Below are 16,095 nucleotides of genomic sequence, written 5' to 3'. Positions count from 1 at the left end.
AGATAGTTATAATAGCATTATTTTGAGAAAAGCATTTTAATTTTGTTGCGCGATAATAATAAAAGTCCACCTATAATTGATAACATTCCGAGTGGCACGTTACTTGACTGCTCACTACCAGCGTTAGGAAGTTCTCTGGCATTGTTTTTCGCTGGAACAGTAGTATTGTTATTATCCACTGTCGTTTGTTTAGGTTGTGATACTTCATTGATTTTGTTATCTACATTTTGCTTCGTTGTATGCAACTCAGCTAATTTGTCGTCAATTTTTTTCTCAGTATGTTTAAAATCGTTTATTTTAATATCTAAGTCTTGTTTTTTCTTTGTTAAATCGTCTGAAACAGTTTGTTTCGCTTGTTTGATTTCGTTCAATTTATTTATTAAGTCCTGTCTAGCTTCTTGTAACTCAGCAAGTTTGTTTTTCACATCTTGTTTAGCTAGTTCTAAGTTAGAGGAAAGACTATCTAAATTTTGTTTAATTTTCTTAAGTTCCTCTAACGTGTTACCAGTATTAGGCTTATTTTCTTTAATTTCAGCAAGTTTGTCCTCAGCAGTTTGTTTCGCTTTCTTTAACTCAGCTAATTTTTCATCTACTTGTTTTTTAACTTCCTTAAGTTCATTAACCTTTGCATCGATGTTTTCTTTATGCTGCTTAATTTCATTCACTTTTTCATCGACAGTTTGTTTATGATCTTTAATCTCATTAACCTTTTCATCAACAGTTTTCTTATGCTCTTTAATTTCAGCAACTTTCTCATCTACTTGTTTTTTATGCTCTTTAATTTCAGCGATTTTCTCTTCGGCGATTTGTTTGTCTTGCTGAAGTTTTGCATCTAACTCTTGTTTATGTTGTTTAATTTCAGCGATTTTTTCATCAGCAACTTGTTTATGCTGTTGAATTTCATTTGCTTTCTCATCGACAGTTTGCTTAACTTGGTTAAGTTCATTCAACTTTTGATCCACATTTTCTTTGTGCTGCTGCAACTTCGCATCTAACTCTTGTTTATGTTGCTTAATTTCAGCTAATCGATCTCCTGTACTTTGCTGGGAAGTAGCCTCATTTACTTCTGCTTGGGCCGAATTTGCACCAGCAATCATTGCTAAAGCTAGTGTAGACGCAGCGATTGTTTGTTTTGTTTTCATATTTTTGTACCTCTTTTCTTTCATATGCATGAGCTGTTTTGTGTAGTCTTGAGCATATAGAAGTAGATTATTTTATTATTATATACCATGTTCGGCGCTTAGAGGAAGTATTTGCATAATAATCTATGATTATGTAATTCTTATTTTTTGATAGGGGACAAATCTTCAGCAAGATGAACAATAGCTTCTATAGTAGAGTTCACATCCTTACTATCGTGAATAACAAACAAATAATCAGCTTCATTTTCTACAGGATCTACTACATCTTCATGCAGTGATTCAGCTTGTTGCCGAACGAGTACTTCCTCAAAATTGGAATAGTCACCTCTAAATATATTTGTACTGCGTTTACTATGAGCCACTCTTTCATAAAGAACATGATCTGGAATGTTAAAATGGACTAATACACGTACATATTCCTCTTTCTTAAACAATTCATTCAGCAAATACATTCGTCCATTTCGGCTTCTATTTGAGTTGCAAATGATAAGGTGTAGATTTGTGTATTCTGTAGCGTAATCGACAATGAATTTTGAAAGGCCATGCTTCAGTGTATTCCGTCCTTCTGTCGGCTGCAATTTTTCATAATACGTGTTAATAAATTCAGCGTGGTTGTCTTGATCCATAATAAAAGAGTTAGGTAACTCTTTTTCTAGCGTTCTTGCAAATATAGTTTTTCCGCTGTGCGTTTTTCCTACTGTAATAATGACTAATCTTTTCATGAGGGAAGCCTCCATTACCATTTTTAAATAGGAATATTCTGTGTGAAGTGAAATCTTCCTTCTAGAAAACAAACAAATTGTTGAAATGACAGGGAATGTATCGATATAAATCGTTTAAAAGGTAAGCGTCAAATATTCCCCACCTACAATTTGTAAATACACCATGAGATAATCTCCTTACATACTACATGTGGAGGTTTTTTATGAAAAAGCAGCCCTATATTCAATTGCAGAGCTAATGTTCGAGTGATAAAAATGTAAAATATAGCGAAACGAAAAATCTACGTCTTTTTATATCTTTTTTAATTATTTGCACCAGAACCCAATAACCTCTTAAATAAAGTCAACTAAATTGACTTTATTTAAGAGGTTATTGTACTATGCATAATATAGTCAACCAAGTTGAGACGTGGTTGCAGTATAAAGGGGGTTTTTAAATGAAAGTAGAAGTGTGGTCAGACATTGCTTGTCCATTCTGTTATATTGGGAAACGTCGCATCGAAGCAGGGCTTGAGAAATTTGCTCATAAAGATCAAGTGCAAATTGTTTACAAAAGCTTTCAATTGAATGAAAACGCGAAGAAAGATACGGAGTATGATGCTTACGATGTGCTTTCCGCCAGATCCGGAATGAGCCGGGAAGCGGCAAAGGAGATACACGAGAATCTTGCCAAACAGGCTGAAGTAGATGGATTGGACCTAAGATTTGATACGCTTCAGCTGACAAATACGTTAGATGCTCACCGCCTGCTTCACTTTGCGGCGCAGCATGGCAAAAACAATAAGGTAGCCGAGCTGTTGTTCAAAGTTTATTTTACCGAATGTAAGCATGTTGGCCGTCATGAAACGTTGATTGCGATTGCCGCTGAAGCAGGGATTGATCCGAAAGCTACAGAGGAGATGCTGGCAAGTGATCAGTTCACCGATGAAGTGCGGGCGGATCATCTCGAGGGCGTTCGTTTGGGTGTAAGTGGCGTACCATTTTACGTCATCGATCGCAAATATGTTGTTTCCGGCGCGCAGCCGGCGAATGTATTTCTCGAAGCGCTTGAGAAAACATGGGCCGAATCACAGTCACTGGCCGTGCTGAATACTACTTCAGCCGAAGCCGATCCAGTTTGCAAGAATGGCGTTTGCAAGAACGAGTAGTTTCGATTTTGAGCGATTAGAAAGACGTATAACTTGACAAAAAAACTTATTTGTGCTATAATTTACCAATTAAAAAATAAGTTGTATAATAGGGTTCTCCTGGCCAGGGGAACCCTATTTTTGTTGTGAAAATGAAGGAGTGTATGTGCGTGAAACAAGGTGAAGCAAGTGTAACGTCGTTAGTATCAGCTTTCGGGAGGGCGTATCATAGTGAGTTTGATAGTCCTAAAATCTTTGATGATTATGTAGCTAAAGATTTAATTTCACAAAAAGAGCGTAACAATATTGAAATGAACATGGTTCAAGGGATACATTTTTTTAATAAAGATATTGCAGTGCAGTTTCAAGATAATCCAAAAGAAATATTAAAATGGATTACGCAAGTTCAGTTATCACCAACACCTTTAGCACGTGCGGCATATTGTGAAAGAGTATTACTACATGAAATTACACTAGGCGCAAAACAATACGTCATACTCGGTGCAGGCTTAGACACGTTTAGTTTTAGAAACCGAAAATTAGAAAATAAAATAGAAATATTTGAAGTTGATCATCCTTCTACGCAACAGTTTAAGAAGATAAGAGTAAAAGAAGCAGAACTTGAAATTCCAAATAACCTTCATTTTGTTTCCATGGATTTTACGAAAGACTTTTCCTATGAACAGTTACGCAATGAAGGATTTGAAAATAAAAAGACTTTCTTTAGCCTTTTAGGTGTTACGTACTATTTAACGAAAGAGGAACTTTCCAGTTTAATAGAATGTGTATTCGAAATGGTTCCAGCAGGAAGTTCTATCGTTTTCGATTATCCTGATGAAAACTTATTTACTGAAAAAGGATTATCCAATCGAGTTGAAAATATGGTAAAAATGGCTGCGGTAGGCGGAGAACCGATGAAATCATGTTTTTCTTATACGGAAATGGAAGCACTGTTAGAGAAGTCCGGTTTACTCATTTATGAGCACTTATCACCAGAGGACATTCATAAATTATATTTTGAGGGACGAAACGATTATTTAGAAGCTTTTGAGACGGTGCATTATGTTCATGCGGTGAAGAAGTAGAGAATTAGTGGGCATGGGGAGAAATCTCTGTGTCTCTTTTTTTATGAAAAACAAGGGAATCAGATGTAGTGATGGAAAGTATAATGATGTGTGTATATTGCTACATGGTTTAAATCTATATTTCATCTAAATGTATTAGTCATTTGTATCACCACTTAAAGCTCCAATAATTCAATTATATATTAAGCACTGTTTTCTAGAAAATAAAGGAAGGGGAATTAGAAGATGTTGAAATTACAAGGGAAATACAATGAAGCGAAAGTGTTTACTACTAATGTAGAAGAAACTGCAGCAGGTCAAATTATTGATCTTTGTAATCAAGAGTTCGTAAAGGATAGTAAGATTCGTATTATGCCAGATACACATGCGGGCGCAGGTTGTACTATTGGGACAACAATGACAATTCAAGATAAAATTGTTCCTAATTTAGTCGGGGTTAACTAATCGGCTCAGACTTTAAACTACTCACTCAATTGACTGGGAACCCTAACGATAAAAGACGAGGGCAATCAGCAGCCAGTGGTTATGGTGACATAATCGAATGGTTCAGAGACTTGTATCAGGTTAGCAGACTAAGATACAGAATTATTCCTCATCCATTTTGGATTGAAGAGGAATAATTAATACGGTGAGCCTACGGTAGAGACTGCATATTTCGATGACCGTAGAGAAGGTATAGTCCACTCTTTCAGGAAACTGGGAGGTAAGTACGATATTGGTTGTGGCATGGAAGTTGTTATGATTAATAAGAAGAAAGAAGAAATCAACTTCGATCACTTAGATGAAACGATACGTAAATTTGTCCCAAGTGGTTTTAGTATTCGAGATAAGGAACATCGATTTTCAAAAATGATTGATTTTGCTAGTGTAAGAGCTCTATTCACATTACAACGTGCTCAAAAGAGTATTGGTACGCTTGGTGGTGGAAATCATTTTGTCGAACTGAATGAGGATGATAAAGGGAATGTATTCATTGTCATTCATAGTGGTTCTCGTAATTTAGGTAAACAAATAGCAGAGTATTATCAAAACCTTGCTTATGAGCAACTTATAAACGTTAAATCTATTAAAGAGGAGATTATTGAGCGTTTAACAAGAGAAGGTAGACAACAAGAAATACATGAAGCTATACGTGGGATTAAGAAACCGACGATTCGCAAAGAGTTAGCTTATTTAGAAGGTCAAGGTTTTAAAGATTACATGAATGATATGAAAATCGCTCAAAAATATGCGGAGTTAAATCGTAAAGCAATGATGGATGAAATCATCACTAGAATGGATTGGGAAGTAAAAGATCAATTCACTACAATTCATAACTACATCGATATGGAAAACATGATTTTACGAAAAGGGGCTATTTCAGCTCAGAAAGATGAACGAGTAATCATTCCAATTAATATGAGAGACGGTTCAATCATTGCATTTGGTAAAGGAAATCCAGATTGGAACTTTTCTGGACCGCATGGAGCGGGGCGCATTATGAGCCGTAAGAAGGCTAAAGAATTACTTAACTTAGAGGATTTTCAAAATACAATGAAATCAGTTTGGACTACATCTGTTGCAGAAAGCACTTTAGATGAAGCTCCAATGGTATATAAGCCAATAGATGAAATTGTTGAGAATACAAAAGAAACAATCGATATCAAACATATTATTAAGCCAATTTACAATTTTAAGGCTAATTAAAAGATGAGTAACCTGTATTGTAATGAAATATAGTATTGGAAAGTGGTCAGTATATTACTATTGGGAGTAGAGTAGGAGGATTATGAAAAATAATGTAAAAGCATTTTAATCCTTTCTATAATTTTCCTTTATTTTAATCCTTACAGTAATCAAATCACTGTGAATTTTCTGCGTGAAGTATAAAAAACAGCCATTCCTTAGTGAAACGGCTGTTTTCGTAATTCAATAAAAGCTCCCAGATTGCGGTAGATATTTTTAAATATTATTTTGTTTTTTTTGACTTGATTATAATAAAAGATGGACTTCGCGATTCGTTTATTAAATCTGGCATTTTCTCTATCCCTGCCAAAGTTGATTGTGGTTCGATTATTTTATCCAGCGAAAGCCCGTGTTCAATCAAAGTATTTATTAATGTGGCAACAGTTCTATGATAAATAACCACACTATCGTCAACAAACCAGTTGTGTACTCGGATTCCTTCTTCTTGATAATTATCTAATGCCCAGTGTGATGTATTACCATCCTCAGTTTTTATCCAATGGTTGCTTCCTTTGCGAGCTGTTGCTATTGGATGTTCGGTTGAAAAGATAAATTCACCACTGCTTTTTAATAGTTCATTAATCTTTTGAATCATTGCCGAGTAATCTTCAATGTAATGTATAGAGAGGGAACTTATAATCAGGTCGAACTTTTGATTGGTTAGTCCCATATCCTCCATAGGAAGACACATAAATTCTATGTTATCATCCTGATTTAACTTTTTAGCACGTTCAATCATATTTTTGGATATGTCTACACCTATTACGTTTTTTGCACCATTTTCTATACAATACTTTGAAAAATGACCATCACCGCAACCCAAGTCTAATACCGATTTTCCTTTCAAACACAGAATTAATGATTTGATTGCTGGCTGTTCTATGAAGTCATTAGCGTTTATTCCACTTTCACGCAATGCTGTGTAGTTTTTGAAGAAATTCGGATTATCGTAAATATTTTGTTTCACTTACATCACTCCTCAGATAAGGTTTTCATAGATTAAGCTGACTTCTGTTTCCAAATTATCATACTAACCATAAAAATTTTGTCATCCTTTTATTATAGTAATGGTTTTTAGGAAGATATCTCGAACTCAATACTTTCACAATCCTGCCCGTTTGCTGAATAATCTGCTGTAAATACTATACCGTATTAAGAAAATTAACCTTTATTTTAATTATAAGCAACAACCTTTACGAAAAGAGCCTTTTATTTTTTATTAAGTTATTGAAACGATAGTGAAGGGACGAGAGCGTAATGAAGCGAGAACTATCGAAATTAGCGGATGTACTAGTCAATCATTCAACTAAAGTACAACATGGTGATCAAGTATTAATTCAAAGTGTTACTGAAATAGATCCTATAGTAGTTCGTGAAATTATTAAATCAGTGGAAAAAGCAGGAGGATATGCGCATGTATCAATGCGTGATGTTTCTGTTACAAGGCAATTAATTCTATCAGGATCTGAAGAACAATTTAAGCTATTTGCAGATTGGGAATGTTATCGCCTAAGTAAGATGCAAGTATATATTAATCTCCGTAGCCCTAGAAATGCATATGAATTAGCAGATGTACCAGCAGAAAAAATGAAATTATATCAAAAGATATTTGGAAAAGCGCATAGTGAAGCAGTGTATAAAACAAGATGGGTGACAACAAGAATCCCGAACGAAGCCTCTGCGCAAGAAGCGAATATGAGTACTGAGGCTTATGAAAAATTTTATTATGATGTTTGTACGTTAGATTACAGAAAAATGTCGATAGCGATGGATCCGTTAAAAGAATTAATGGAAAAGACAAAGGAAGTAAGGATTATTGGGGAAGATACGGATTTGAAATTTTCAATTGAAGGAATTGGTGTATTAAAAGGAGATGGTATAGATAATATACCTGATGGTGAAATATATACAGCGCCCGTTAAAAATTCAGTGAATGGAATAGTAACATTCAATACAGTATCTGTTCAACAAGGTTATGCGTTTCAAAATATAAAGTTACATATTAAGCATGGGAAAATAATAGAGGCATATGCAAATGATACAGAGCGAATAAATCAAATTCTTGATACGGATGAGGGAGCACGATATATTGGAGAATTTGCACTAGCTTTTAATCCTTATATATTACACCCGATGAACAATACGTTATTTGATGAAAAAATAAATGGTAATTATCATCTAGCGATTGGAGATTCGTTACAAGGTGCAGACAACGGGAATACATCAGCGATACATTGGGATTTAGTAAGTATTCAAAGACCAGAGTATGGCGGGGGTGAAATTTGGTTTGATGACGTACTGATTAGAAAAGATGGACGCTTTGTTTTACCAACGTTGTTTGGATTAAATGAAGAGAATTTAAAAAGGTAAATAGCTTTATTTAGAGTGTGTAAAGTAGATTAAAATACAACATATCAAACTAAGTGATTTATCGTATCACTTTCCTCCAAAATTTATAGAATTCTACTTTCACTAATGTTGTAGTGATCAGACTAAGCTTGTATGTATATATTTTATGTATTCTTAAAGAGTGGGTTCTATTCACTTGAAATAGCTTTGCTCATCTAAATTTGATATTATGTTCAAGCGTAAGTTTCTGTTCTTAAGTTGATAGGCATCTGGCGGGACCCCATACTATAAAATTAGTTACTATTAATATTAATGTGTATTTAAACGTTTGAGGAGGGTTAATTATAGAGTACTCAAGGATCTAAACTTTAAGAAATGGCCGAGAAAAAACAATGAAAGTAGAGTTCTGACGTTCATTTAGAGAAGAAATGAATGTTTTAGGTAATAAGGATTTGGATGTGTTTCAAATTCAATTAGTGGAATATAATAAGGAGAAACAAGTTGTCCCTAAAAATACTAGAAGAAAATATTTATCTCATGTATAAATATTATAATTAAGCACATGTTATATACAAATATAATGGAGGTGCAATTATGCATATTCAAAGACATGAAAATAATACAAATGAAGTTCTTATTTCTGCCGCTGCAAGTGCTATTGAACAAATGAAGTATGAAATTGCTCGTGAATTAGGAGTCACACTTGGACCAGATACATCAGCACGTGCAAATGGTTCTGTCGGTGGAGAAATTACAAAACGCTTAGTTCGAATGGCTGAGGAGCAGTTAACAGGACAATATAGATTACACTAAGTTATAGAAGTAATAAAAAAGAATCCATGTAAATAAAATGGATTCTTTTCCCTTTTATTTACATGGAATTCAAATGAATGATTATGAATTTGAAAATCAACCTCTCAGATTCCTTTATAATCTTTTTGAATCTTCAACTTAATGCCATACGTATCGATCGAAATATAATCCCGTAATAGGGATATAAAGGCGGTTAAACGTCCTTTTGTTTTCGTTCGTAATTTAAAGTGTATAATACTTAAACCAATTTGATATAATACACTTTCTATAGGTAATCTGATTATCAATTAAAAATAAAGTGAAAAATTCAAGTAGCCATATATATTTATCAATAAAAAGTGGCATACAAAGAATGCCTAATACAAAAATGGATATAAAGCAATAATCCCTAAGTGACATTTCTTTTGTTATAGAATAAACAAATCCAGGTATTGCAGTAACTACTGTTTTGAGGTCAATTTACTGTGCACTAAGTGTCTAATGTCTACTTTTAATTTGGATTTATATTGCAGCACCTCTTAATTAGAGGTTTTTTTGCTAATTAACAACCATTGTACTCGGAAAATTTAAAATATATTATGTGATGCGGTAATAAAGCTATGCAGCATAGAAAATATTAATACAAAGATTAACAAAATACTAAAGATTTTTTTCATATGCCTTGTCTCTCTTGCAATTTCTATTAATTTTGAAATCTATTATTTTTTTCCTCTTTTGCGGAAAAATAAAACTAATGTTGCGACCATTAATATAGTGCCAATAAGATAAAAAATAGTTGCCACTATACCGCCAGTATTGGGAATATTCCATTCATTTTTAGTGTTTTCTACTTTTATTTTTTGTACTGATGATGAAGCCTCTACCTCAAATAGATCTCTCAATAACATATATCCATTTGGTGCTTGAATTTCTTTCACTGTGTATTTTCTGAAGTGTAGTGGTTGAGAAGTAGCCTTGCCATTCTCATCTGTTGTTAATTTCCCAACATCTTTACCATCTTTGTCTAAAATTTGGAACACAGTATTTTTTCAGTTTTGCATTTGCATCAGCAGCAATCACTTTCTCAATCTCAATTTGCCTAAGTGATTGAATTGAAATTTTGGCTGTTGGTCTTGCGGTGGTACAGTATCTCCTTTGACTTTCGCTGTATTTTGAATCTTTTTTCCAGCTTGGCCCTCGCATGGAATACGACTGTATGCCACTCTGTATTTGTCACATCTCCAAAATTTTCGTTTACTTTTCCTACGTCAAATTCACCCTTGTCTGTGTCGACTGCATATGCCACTGTTTGGTCAGCTACTTGTAATGTGCCTGGGACATATTACAATCCTTCTGGCAATGTATCAGAAATGGATAATTTTTCCGCGAGACTAGCAAGAAGCGTATTTCTTGTTCGAATCGTATACTCCAGTTCATCCCCTATTTCTGTATTTGTATTTTGTAGGTTCTTCACTGTTTTCATCTCTACTTCGATATTTAGATGCTAATTACATATAAATAATATATGATTTGCATAAAAAAAATATAGTAATATTTTGTCGTGAATTGTACTATTTTGATATTTTATAGTAATATTTTGTCGTGAGTTATACCTGGCGGAAAAAAATTGAATTTATAAAAAATGTAAAAATTTATCATTTAATCTAATTAAAAGGAGAAGGTAATGAATAATTCCATCGATATACAACACTTGTGTGATCTCGCACATAAAGTCTTTCATGTACCTGTTCACATTTTATCTACAGACAAAAAAATCTTATATCATTCTACTTCTGATGATGTTTGTAGTCCTTTCTATTCTTCTAAAGAAGAACATCTTAGTGACATTTATCAAGAAAATGATCCCTATAACTTGCCAATTTTCAGAGGTAACAGTTATCTTGAAAATTTCGTCCTAATTCATATAGCAAATCATGATTATATAAAAGGGACTATTATAATCGGTCCCACTATACATCCAAAGGGCTCAGATGATATAACCTTTAAACTTCGAAAAGAATGTAACTCAAATAATACTATTCAAGAAAGACTAGCCTATTATCAGAGCCTACCTGAGATTAAAAAAACTACTTTAATTGATATGGGAATTTTATTACATTACATGATTTTCAATGAAAAGTTAGATGTAGGTATTGTTTTAGAAAAAAATAGAGTGCTAGAGAAAGTTCCCGATAAAATTGTGAAACCTGATTTATATATTTTAAAACGCCGACAAAATAAACCTAAGACTCACAACATGGCATTAGTACATGATTATTTTTCAGCAATCAAAGAAGGAAATAAAAAAAAGTTAATACAATATATGTATGCAGTTTCACAAGAAGATGTTGAACCTATTTTAATAGCGGATCCACTCAGAAACCAAAAAATTCTTGGAATTATTGCGATTACTTTAGCTACTCGATATGCGATAGAAGGTAACCTCCCACCAGACATTGCTTTTGCTCTTAGTATTTTGTATATCCAAACCATGGAACAACTAGATAACGTGGACTCTGTAAGGCGATTGTCAGGAGACGCTTTACGTACTTTTGCAGATCGGGTGAAAGAATTCAATGCGCAAAAATTTTCAAATGCGGTTACTACATGTATGAATCATATTAGTAAAAATGTTTACGATGGAATATCTCTCAATGAACTCGCTAATCATTTGGGTATTACTCCTACTTATTTATCTAAATTATTTAAAAAAGAAGTGGGGATTCCTTTAAGTGAATATATTCAAAGGGAACGAGTGGAAGAAGCAAAAAAATTATTAACACTCACTACATATCCATTATCAGATATTTGTGCTTGGCTTAATTTTAACGACCAAAGTTATTTTACAAGGGTTTTCAAAAAATCAACTTACATGACTCCTAGACAGTATCGTGAAAAACATACCGTAATATAATCTTGGTATCTGTTTCTGGTGCAAAAACTTTAATATACATGTAAGTAGTCTCTAAAACTTGGACATACTGAACCTATTACTCTACAAAGAGTGCGTGATTGGTCTGGAAAAGGAACATGTATTCAAATTGACGCATGATCAGCCTAATATTATTATGTTAACCGAACAACCTCATTTTTCGTGATTTGGTGAAAATAATGGAGAAACGGGGCTTATCCATTTCTCCTACAACGATTATGCGTTGGATTCATCAGTATGGTTCTGAATTGGACAAACGAATCTGACGTCACCTCAAATAAATAGCTCTTGAAGAGTCCATGAAACATATATCAAAGTAAAAGGGCAATGGATATATTTATATCATGGTGTTCATTTGAAAGGAAACACAAACCATTTTTTCTAAGCAAAACAAAAAAACAGAAGGCTACAAAGCGCTTTTTCAAGAAAGCTTTGCGGCCTTTTCATGTTTCAAAACTTCTTGTTATAGCGATCGATAAGAATCCAGTTTATTATCTTCATGTTAAGTATTGAGGTGGTTGGAAGGAAATGAATTGTATTTCAGAGGTTTTTAATGACTATATAAAGATTTTTTTGAAGAATAGGGTAAATTAAAGAGCATGATAAATTAAGTATGTATTAATAGTAATATCGGGAATTATTCCATAAAATTTAATAATATAACATAGATTACTTGATATATCTATATTATATGTAATTATACATGTCCAAATAAAGGGAAAAAAGTATAAGTAATCCTATTAAATTATTCTATAAGTATTTTTTCTAAAATAAAACTAGCTCGCTAAAAATAAAATAGTTATTTTTTAACCATATATATATTAATTTGTAATCAGTATAATTACAAAGATAAAATTTAATATATATTTATATTAGTATAATATTTTTCGCTCGTGTAAGCACATAAAAATTTAATTATCGAGTACAATCGACAAAATTTTGCTATTTACGCATTGGAAGTTTAATGTTTTAATGAACAACATAACTGGTATGACCACACAGAAAGGAGAAGATTACGCTAATAGGAGTTTAGTAAAGTTGCAAGTAACAATATGTCGAAAATAATTATCTTAATACTCAGTTTATTTTTAAAGGGTTTAGCATCTCAAAAGTATCACATTTGTAAAAAAGTGTTTTAAGTTTCTACATAGCAAAAGTGATTTTAGTCCGCAATAAAAGTATAAGCAATGTACATTATAATTTCATCTTTTGTAATCTTGTAAGGCCCTTGCGACAAAACTAGGAGAGATATTATGAAATTATTATCAAAAAGTCATGGCAGGGTTAGCTGTAGGAGCAATGGGCTTATCTATCTGGACTCTTGTAAGGCAAACAGGAAATCTAGTGAAAAATAAATATTTTACTATTCATTGGGCAGCTAATTCAAATATAGCTGATGAAACTTTATTGTTTACTTGTGAAAAACATACTATTTAAATGAGGAAGAAGTAAAATTCTTACATTCTATGAGAAGTAAATAATAACGAGGGTTTAACACTCTATCCGAAAGACTTCTCCTTCCTCAAGCGTGTGCAAGGAGAGAACCTAGCGCTAGGTTGTACAAGTTGTCATGAATAAAGTTGTAAAAAAAACAATAGTGAAGGGGTGTACGGAATGAAAAATAAAATAATTACAGGATTTTTAATGACATCAATTGTAACTGGATCGACTATTCCTATCAATACTCTCGCAACACCAATCGTTCAAGCAGAAACTCAACAGGGAAGCATAGATATTTCCTCATCATTACGAAAATTAGGTGCACAATCTAAATTAATCCAAACATATATTGATCAAGCTTTAATGAGTCCTAATGTACAGTTAGAGGAAGTCCCAGCTTTAAATACAAATCAATCCCTAATCAAGCAAGATATGAAGGAATGGTCAGCAGAACTTTATCCACATTTAATTCTAGTAAATTCAAAAAGTAAAGGGTTTGTAACGAAATTTAATAGCTATTATTCAACATTAAAAGCGTTTGTAGACAATAAAGAAGATAAAGAAGGTTTTGTGGATAGACTTGAAGTTCTTCAAGAAATGGCTATGACGAACCAAGACAATGTACAACGTCAGATTAATGAATTAACAGATCTTAAATTACAGCTTGATAAAAAACTTAAAGATCTCGATACTGATGTGACAAAAGCGCAGGATGTACTAAGTTCAGATGGAACAGGGAAAATAGACCAGCTAAAAAATGAATTACTAAATACAAAAAATGCAATTCAAAATGATTTACAACAAATAGCATTAGTACCAGGAGCTTTAAATGAACAAGGATTTGTTATATTCAAAGAAGTCTATAGTCTTTCAAAAGAAATCATTGAACCGGCTGCTCAAGCAGGGTTGGCAGCGTATAACAAAGGAAAAGAAATTAACAACTCTATTTTAGAAGCAGAGACAAAAGCAGCGCAAGAAGCGAAAGAAAAGGGTAAAACTGCTTTAGAGATTGAATCGGCAAAAAAAGCAGCTCGTGAAGCAATTGAGAAAAGCAAACAAGGTGAAATAGCTGCAGCTGCGGCCGCAAAAACGCAAGAGTATGACTTGATGAAAGCCATTGACACTGAAAAAATTAAGAAAACATTTGGTGCTTTCGCTGAAGTAAATAAACTAACAGCAGAGCAAAAAGCACATTTAGATGATCTAGAGAAACAAAACCAAAAAATATATGATTTAACAACGAAACTATCAATAGCAGATTTACAAAAATCAATGCTTCTTATTATGCAAAATGATTTACATACGTTTGCAAATCAAGTGGATGTAGAACTTGACCTAATGAAACGCTATAAAGAAGATTTGAATCTAATAAAAAATAGTATTACAACTTTATCTACTAATGTTGATACTACTAATCAGGGGTCTCAAAAAGATACATTAAGACAATTAAAAAATGTAACAAGTTACCTTGAAGAACAAGTTTATAAATTTTAATATAAGGAATTTATAAAAAATGGATATTATAAGAATTTATCGAAAAATAGGGAGGAAAATATATATGAAGAAATTTCCATTTAAAGTGTTAACTTTAGCTACGCTGGCAACGATTATAACTTCTACTACCGGTAACACTATTCATGCATTTGCACAAGAACAGACCGCTCAAGAACAGAAAATAGGGAATTATGCATTAGGACCTGAAGGACTGAAGAAAGCATTAGCTGAAACAGGGTCTCATATTCTTGTAATGGATTTGTACGCAAAAACAATGATTAAACAACCGAATGTTAATTTATCTGATATCGATTTAGGTTCAGGAGGTGGAGAGTTACTCAAAAATATTCACCTTAATCAAGAGCTGTCGCGAATCAATGCGAATTATTGGTTAGATACAGCAAAGCCACAGATTCAAAAAACAGCACGTAATATTGTAAATTACGATGAACAATTTCAAAATTATTACGACACATTAGTAGATACTGTACAAAAGAGAGATAAGGCAGGCCTAAAAGAGGGCATAAATGATTTAGTCACTACAATTAATACAAATTCAAAAGAAGTTACAGATGTAATTAAGATGTTACAAGACTTCAAATCAAAACTGTATACAAATTCAACAGATTTTAAAAATAATGTTGGTGGCCCGGATGGGAAAGGTGGATTAACGGCAATATTAGCGGGACAACAAGCACTGATTCCACAACTTCAAGCTGAAGTTGAGCAACTAAGTGCTACTCAGAAAAAACATTTTGATGATGTATTAGCCTGGTCAATTGGTGGTGGATTAGGAGCAGCCATTTTAGTTATTGCGACTATTGCCGGAGCGGTAGTAATTGTTGTGACTGGCGGTACAGCAACACCAGCTGTTGTTGGTGGCCTTACTGCTCTCGGTGCAGCTGGTATCGGTTTAGGAACAGCAGCTGGTGTCACGGCGTCTAATCATATGAACTCCTATAACGAAATATCTAAAAAAATCGGAGAATTAGGTACGAAAGCTGATCGTGCTAACCAAGCAGTTATTTCGCTTACTAATGCGAAAGACACATTGGCATATCTGTATCAGACAGTGGATCAAGCGATACTGTCTTTAACAAATATTCAAAAGCAATGGAATACAATGGGGGCCAACTATACAGATTTACTTGATAATATCGACTCTATGCAAGAACATAAATTCTCTTTAATACCGGATGATTTAAAAGCTGCTAAACAAAGTTGGAATGATATTCATAAAGATGCAGAATTCATTTCAAAAGACATTGCTTTCAAACAAGAATAGAA

The 16,095-nt window shown here is 33.3% G+C and carries 15 protein-coding genes and 1 pseudogene; 11 read left to right on the top strand and 5 right to left on the bottom strand.

Annotated elements, in window-relative coordinates:
• Positions 1-17: 17 nt before the first annotated feature.
• Together SB773_RS16715 and SB773_RS16710 are read right to left on the bottom strand one after the other, a co-directional pair.
• A complete protein-coding gene (locus tag SB773_RS16715) occupies positions 18-1,172 on the bottom strand; it encodes an LPXTG cell wall anchor domain-containing protein (RefSeq protein WP_410590969.1) in 1,155 nt (384 codons plus the stop codon).
• A 110-nt stretch (positions 1,173-1,282) separates the two neighbouring features.
• Complete coding sequence (locus SB773_RS16710; RefSeq protein WP_410590967.1) at positions 1,283-1,864, bottom strand: AAA family ATPase; 582 nt, start codon at positions 1,862-1,864, stop codon at positions 1,283-1,285.
• Positions 1,865-2,301: 437 nt separating this feature from the next.
• Between SB773_RS16710 and SB773_RS16705 the strand changes: the two genes are divergently transcribed.
• From SB773_RS16705 to SB773_RS16690, 4 genes are all read left to right on the top strand, one after another.
• Entirely contained in the window at positions 2,302-3,012 is a 711-nt protein-coding gene (locus SB773_RS16705; RefSeq protein ID WP_410590965.1) for a DsbA family oxidoreductase, read from the top strand.
• A 143-nt stretch (positions 3,013-3,155) separates the two neighbouring features.
• Positions 3,156-4,076 carry a class I SAM-dependent methyltransferase gene (locus tag SB773_RS16700; protein WP_410591050.1) on the top strand — a complete coding sequence of 307 codons (921 nt, stop codon included), beginning with the start codon at positions 3,156-3,158 and terminating at the stop codon, positions 4,074-4,076.
• A 225-nt stretch (positions 4,077-4,301) separates the two neighbouring features.
• Positions 4,302-4,520, top strand: coding sequence for an RtcB family protein (locus SB773_RS16695; RefSeq protein WP_002110694.1), 219 nt, complete (start codon positions 4,302-4,304; stop codon positions 4,518-4,520).
• Between the two features lie 282 nt (positions 4,521-4,802).
• Positions 4,803-5,762, top strand: coding sequence for an RtcB family protein (locus SB773_RS16690; RefSeq protein WP_410590963.1), 960 nt, complete (start codon positions 4,803-4,805; stop codon positions 5,760-5,762).
• A gap of 262 nt (positions 5,763-6,024) precedes the next feature.
• Here SB773_RS16690 and SB773_RS16685 read toward each other — a convergent pair whose 3' ends face one another.
• Entirely contained in the window at positions 6,025-6,768 is a 744-nt protein-coding gene (locus SB773_RS16685) for a class I SAM-dependent methyltransferase (RefSeq protein WP_002066207.1), read from the bottom strand.
• Positions 6,769-7,058: 290 nt separating this feature from the next.
• On the opposite strand from SB773_RS16685, the gene SB773_RS16680 reads away from it, so the two are divergent.
• Both SB773_RS16680 and SB773_RS16675 read left to right on the top strand, forming a co-directional pair.
• The gene (locus SB773_RS16680; RefSeq protein WP_410590960.1) at positions 7,059-8,171 is read left to right on the top strand and encodes an aminopeptidase; all 1,113 of its coding nucleotides are present in this window, start codon (positions 7,059-7,061) and stop codon (positions 8,169-8,171) included.
• Between the two features lie 573 nt (positions 8,172-8,744).
• Entirely contained in the window at positions 8,745-8,963 is a 219-nt protein-coding gene (locus SB773_RS16675) for an alpha/beta-type small acid-soluble spore protein (protein ID WP_131245503.1), read from the top strand.
• Between the two features lie 698 nt (positions 8,964-9,661).
• Here the strand turns inward: SB773_RS16675 and SB773_RS16670 are convergent.
• Positions 9,662-9,982, bottom strand: coding sequence for an MSCRAMM family protein (locus SB773_RS16670; RefSeq protein WP_410590958.1), 321 nt, complete (start codon positions 9,980-9,982; stop codon positions 9,662-9,664).
• 302 nt (positions 9,983-10,284) lie between these two features.
• Positions 10,285-10,425, bottom strand: coding sequence for a cell surface protein (locus tag SB773_RS16665; RefSeq protein ID WP_410590956.1), 141 nt, complete (start codon positions 10,423-10,425; stop codon positions 10,285-10,287).
• A gap of 201 nt (positions 10,426-10,626) precedes the next feature.
• On the opposite strand from SB773_RS16665, the gene SB773_RS16660 reads away from it, so the two are divergent.
• The 5 genes and pseudogenes from SB773_RS16660 to hblD all read left to right on the top strand — a co-directional run bounded on the left by SB773_RS16660 (position 10,627) and on the right by hblD (position 16,093).
• Positions 10,627-11,856 carry a helix-turn-helix domain-containing protein gene (locus SB773_RS16660; RefSeq protein WP_410590954.1) on the top strand — a complete coding sequence of 410 codons (1,230 nt, stop codon included), beginning with the start codon at positions 10,627-10,629 and terminating at the stop codon, positions 11,854-11,856.
• A 103-nt stretch (positions 11,857-11,959) separates the two neighbouring features.
• Positions 11,960-12,381 (top strand): annotated as a pseudogene (locus SB773_RS16655) (DDE-type integrase/transposase/recombinase); the annotation flags it as partial.
• Positions 12,382-13,149: 768 nt separating this feature from the next.
• A complete protein-coding gene (locus tag SB773_RS16650; RefSeq protein ID WP_410590952.1) occupies positions 13,150-13,311 on the top strand; it encodes a hypothetical protein in 162 nt (53 codons plus the stop codon).
• A 177-nt stretch (positions 13,312-13,488) separates the two neighbouring features.
• On the top strand, positions 13,489-14,808 hold the full coding sequence (hblC, locus tag SB773_RS16645; RefSeq protein ID WP_410590950.1) for a hemolysin BL lytic component L2: 1,320 nt from the start codon (positions 13,489-13,491) through the stop codon (positions 14,806-14,808).
• Between the two features lie 64 nt (positions 14,809-14,872).
• Positions 14,873-16,093, top strand: coding sequence for a hemolysin BL lytic component L1 (hblD, locus tag SB773_RS16640; RefSeq protein ID WP_410590948.1), 1,221 nt, complete (start codon positions 14,873-14,875; stop codon positions 16,091-16,093).
• Positions 16,094-16,095 lie beyond the last annotated feature (2 nt).

The organism is Bacillus sp. SIMBA_074 (assembly GCF_046534555.1).
Lineage (GTDB): Bacteria > Bacillota > Bacilli > Bacillales > Bacillaceae_G > Bacillus_A > Bacillus_A mycoides.
Note: the sequence above shows the minus strand (reverse complement) of the source record. Positions and strands in the feature narration are given on the sequence as shown.

Bases quoted from the DNA above. Each gene is read 5' to 3' on its own strand.
- hblC (WP_410590950.1), top strand. From the start codon at position 13,489: ATGAAAAATAAAATAATTACAGGATTTTTAATGACATCAATTGTAACT.
- SB773_RS16705 (WP_410590965.1), top strand. From the start codon at position 2,302: ATGAAAGTAGAAGTGTGGTCAGACATTGCTTGTCCATTCTGTTATATT.
- hblD (WP_410590948.1), top strand. From the start codon at position 14,873: ATGAAGAAATTTCCATTTAAAGTGTTAACTTTAGCTACGCTGGCAACG.
- SB773_RS16650 (WP_410590952.1), top strand. From the start codon at position 13,150: ATGGCAGGGTTAGCTGTAGGAGCAATGGGCTTATCTATCTGGACTCTT.
- SB773_RS16665 (WP_410590956.1), bottom strand. From the start codon at position 10,425: ATGAAAACAGTGAAGAACCTACAAAATACAAATACAGAAATAGGGGAT.
- SB773_RS16700 (WP_410591050.1), top strand. From the start codon at position 3,156: ATGTGCGTGAAACAAGGTGAAGCAAGTGTAACGTCGTTAGTATCAGCT.
- SB773_RS16715 (WP_410590969.1), bottom strand. From the start codon at position 1,172: ATGCATATGAAAGAAAAGAGGTACAAAAATATGAAAACAAAACAAACA.
- SB773_RS16690 (WP_410590963.1), top strand. From the start codon at position 4,803: ATGGAAGTTGTTATGATTAATAAGAAGAAAGAAGAAATCAACTTCGAT.
- SB773_RS16675 (WP_131245503.1), top strand. From the start codon at position 8,745: ATGCATATTCAAAGACATGAAAATAATACAAATGAAGTTCTTATTTCT.
- SB773_RS16660 (WP_410590954.1), top strand. From the start codon at position 10,627: ATGAATAATTCCATCGATATACAACACTTGTGTGATCTCGCACATAAA.
- SB773_RS16695 (WP_002110694.1), top strand. From the start codon at position 4,302: ATGTTGAAATTACAAGGGAAATACAATGAAGCGAAAGTGTTTACTACT.
- SB773_RS16680 (WP_410590960.1), top strand. From the start codon at position 7,059: ATGAAGCGAGAACTATCGAAATTAGCGGATGTACTAGTCAATCATTCA.
- SB773_RS16710 (WP_410590967.1), bottom strand. From the start codon at position 1,864: ATGAAAAGATTAGTCATTATTACAGTAGGAAAAACGCACAGCGGAAAA.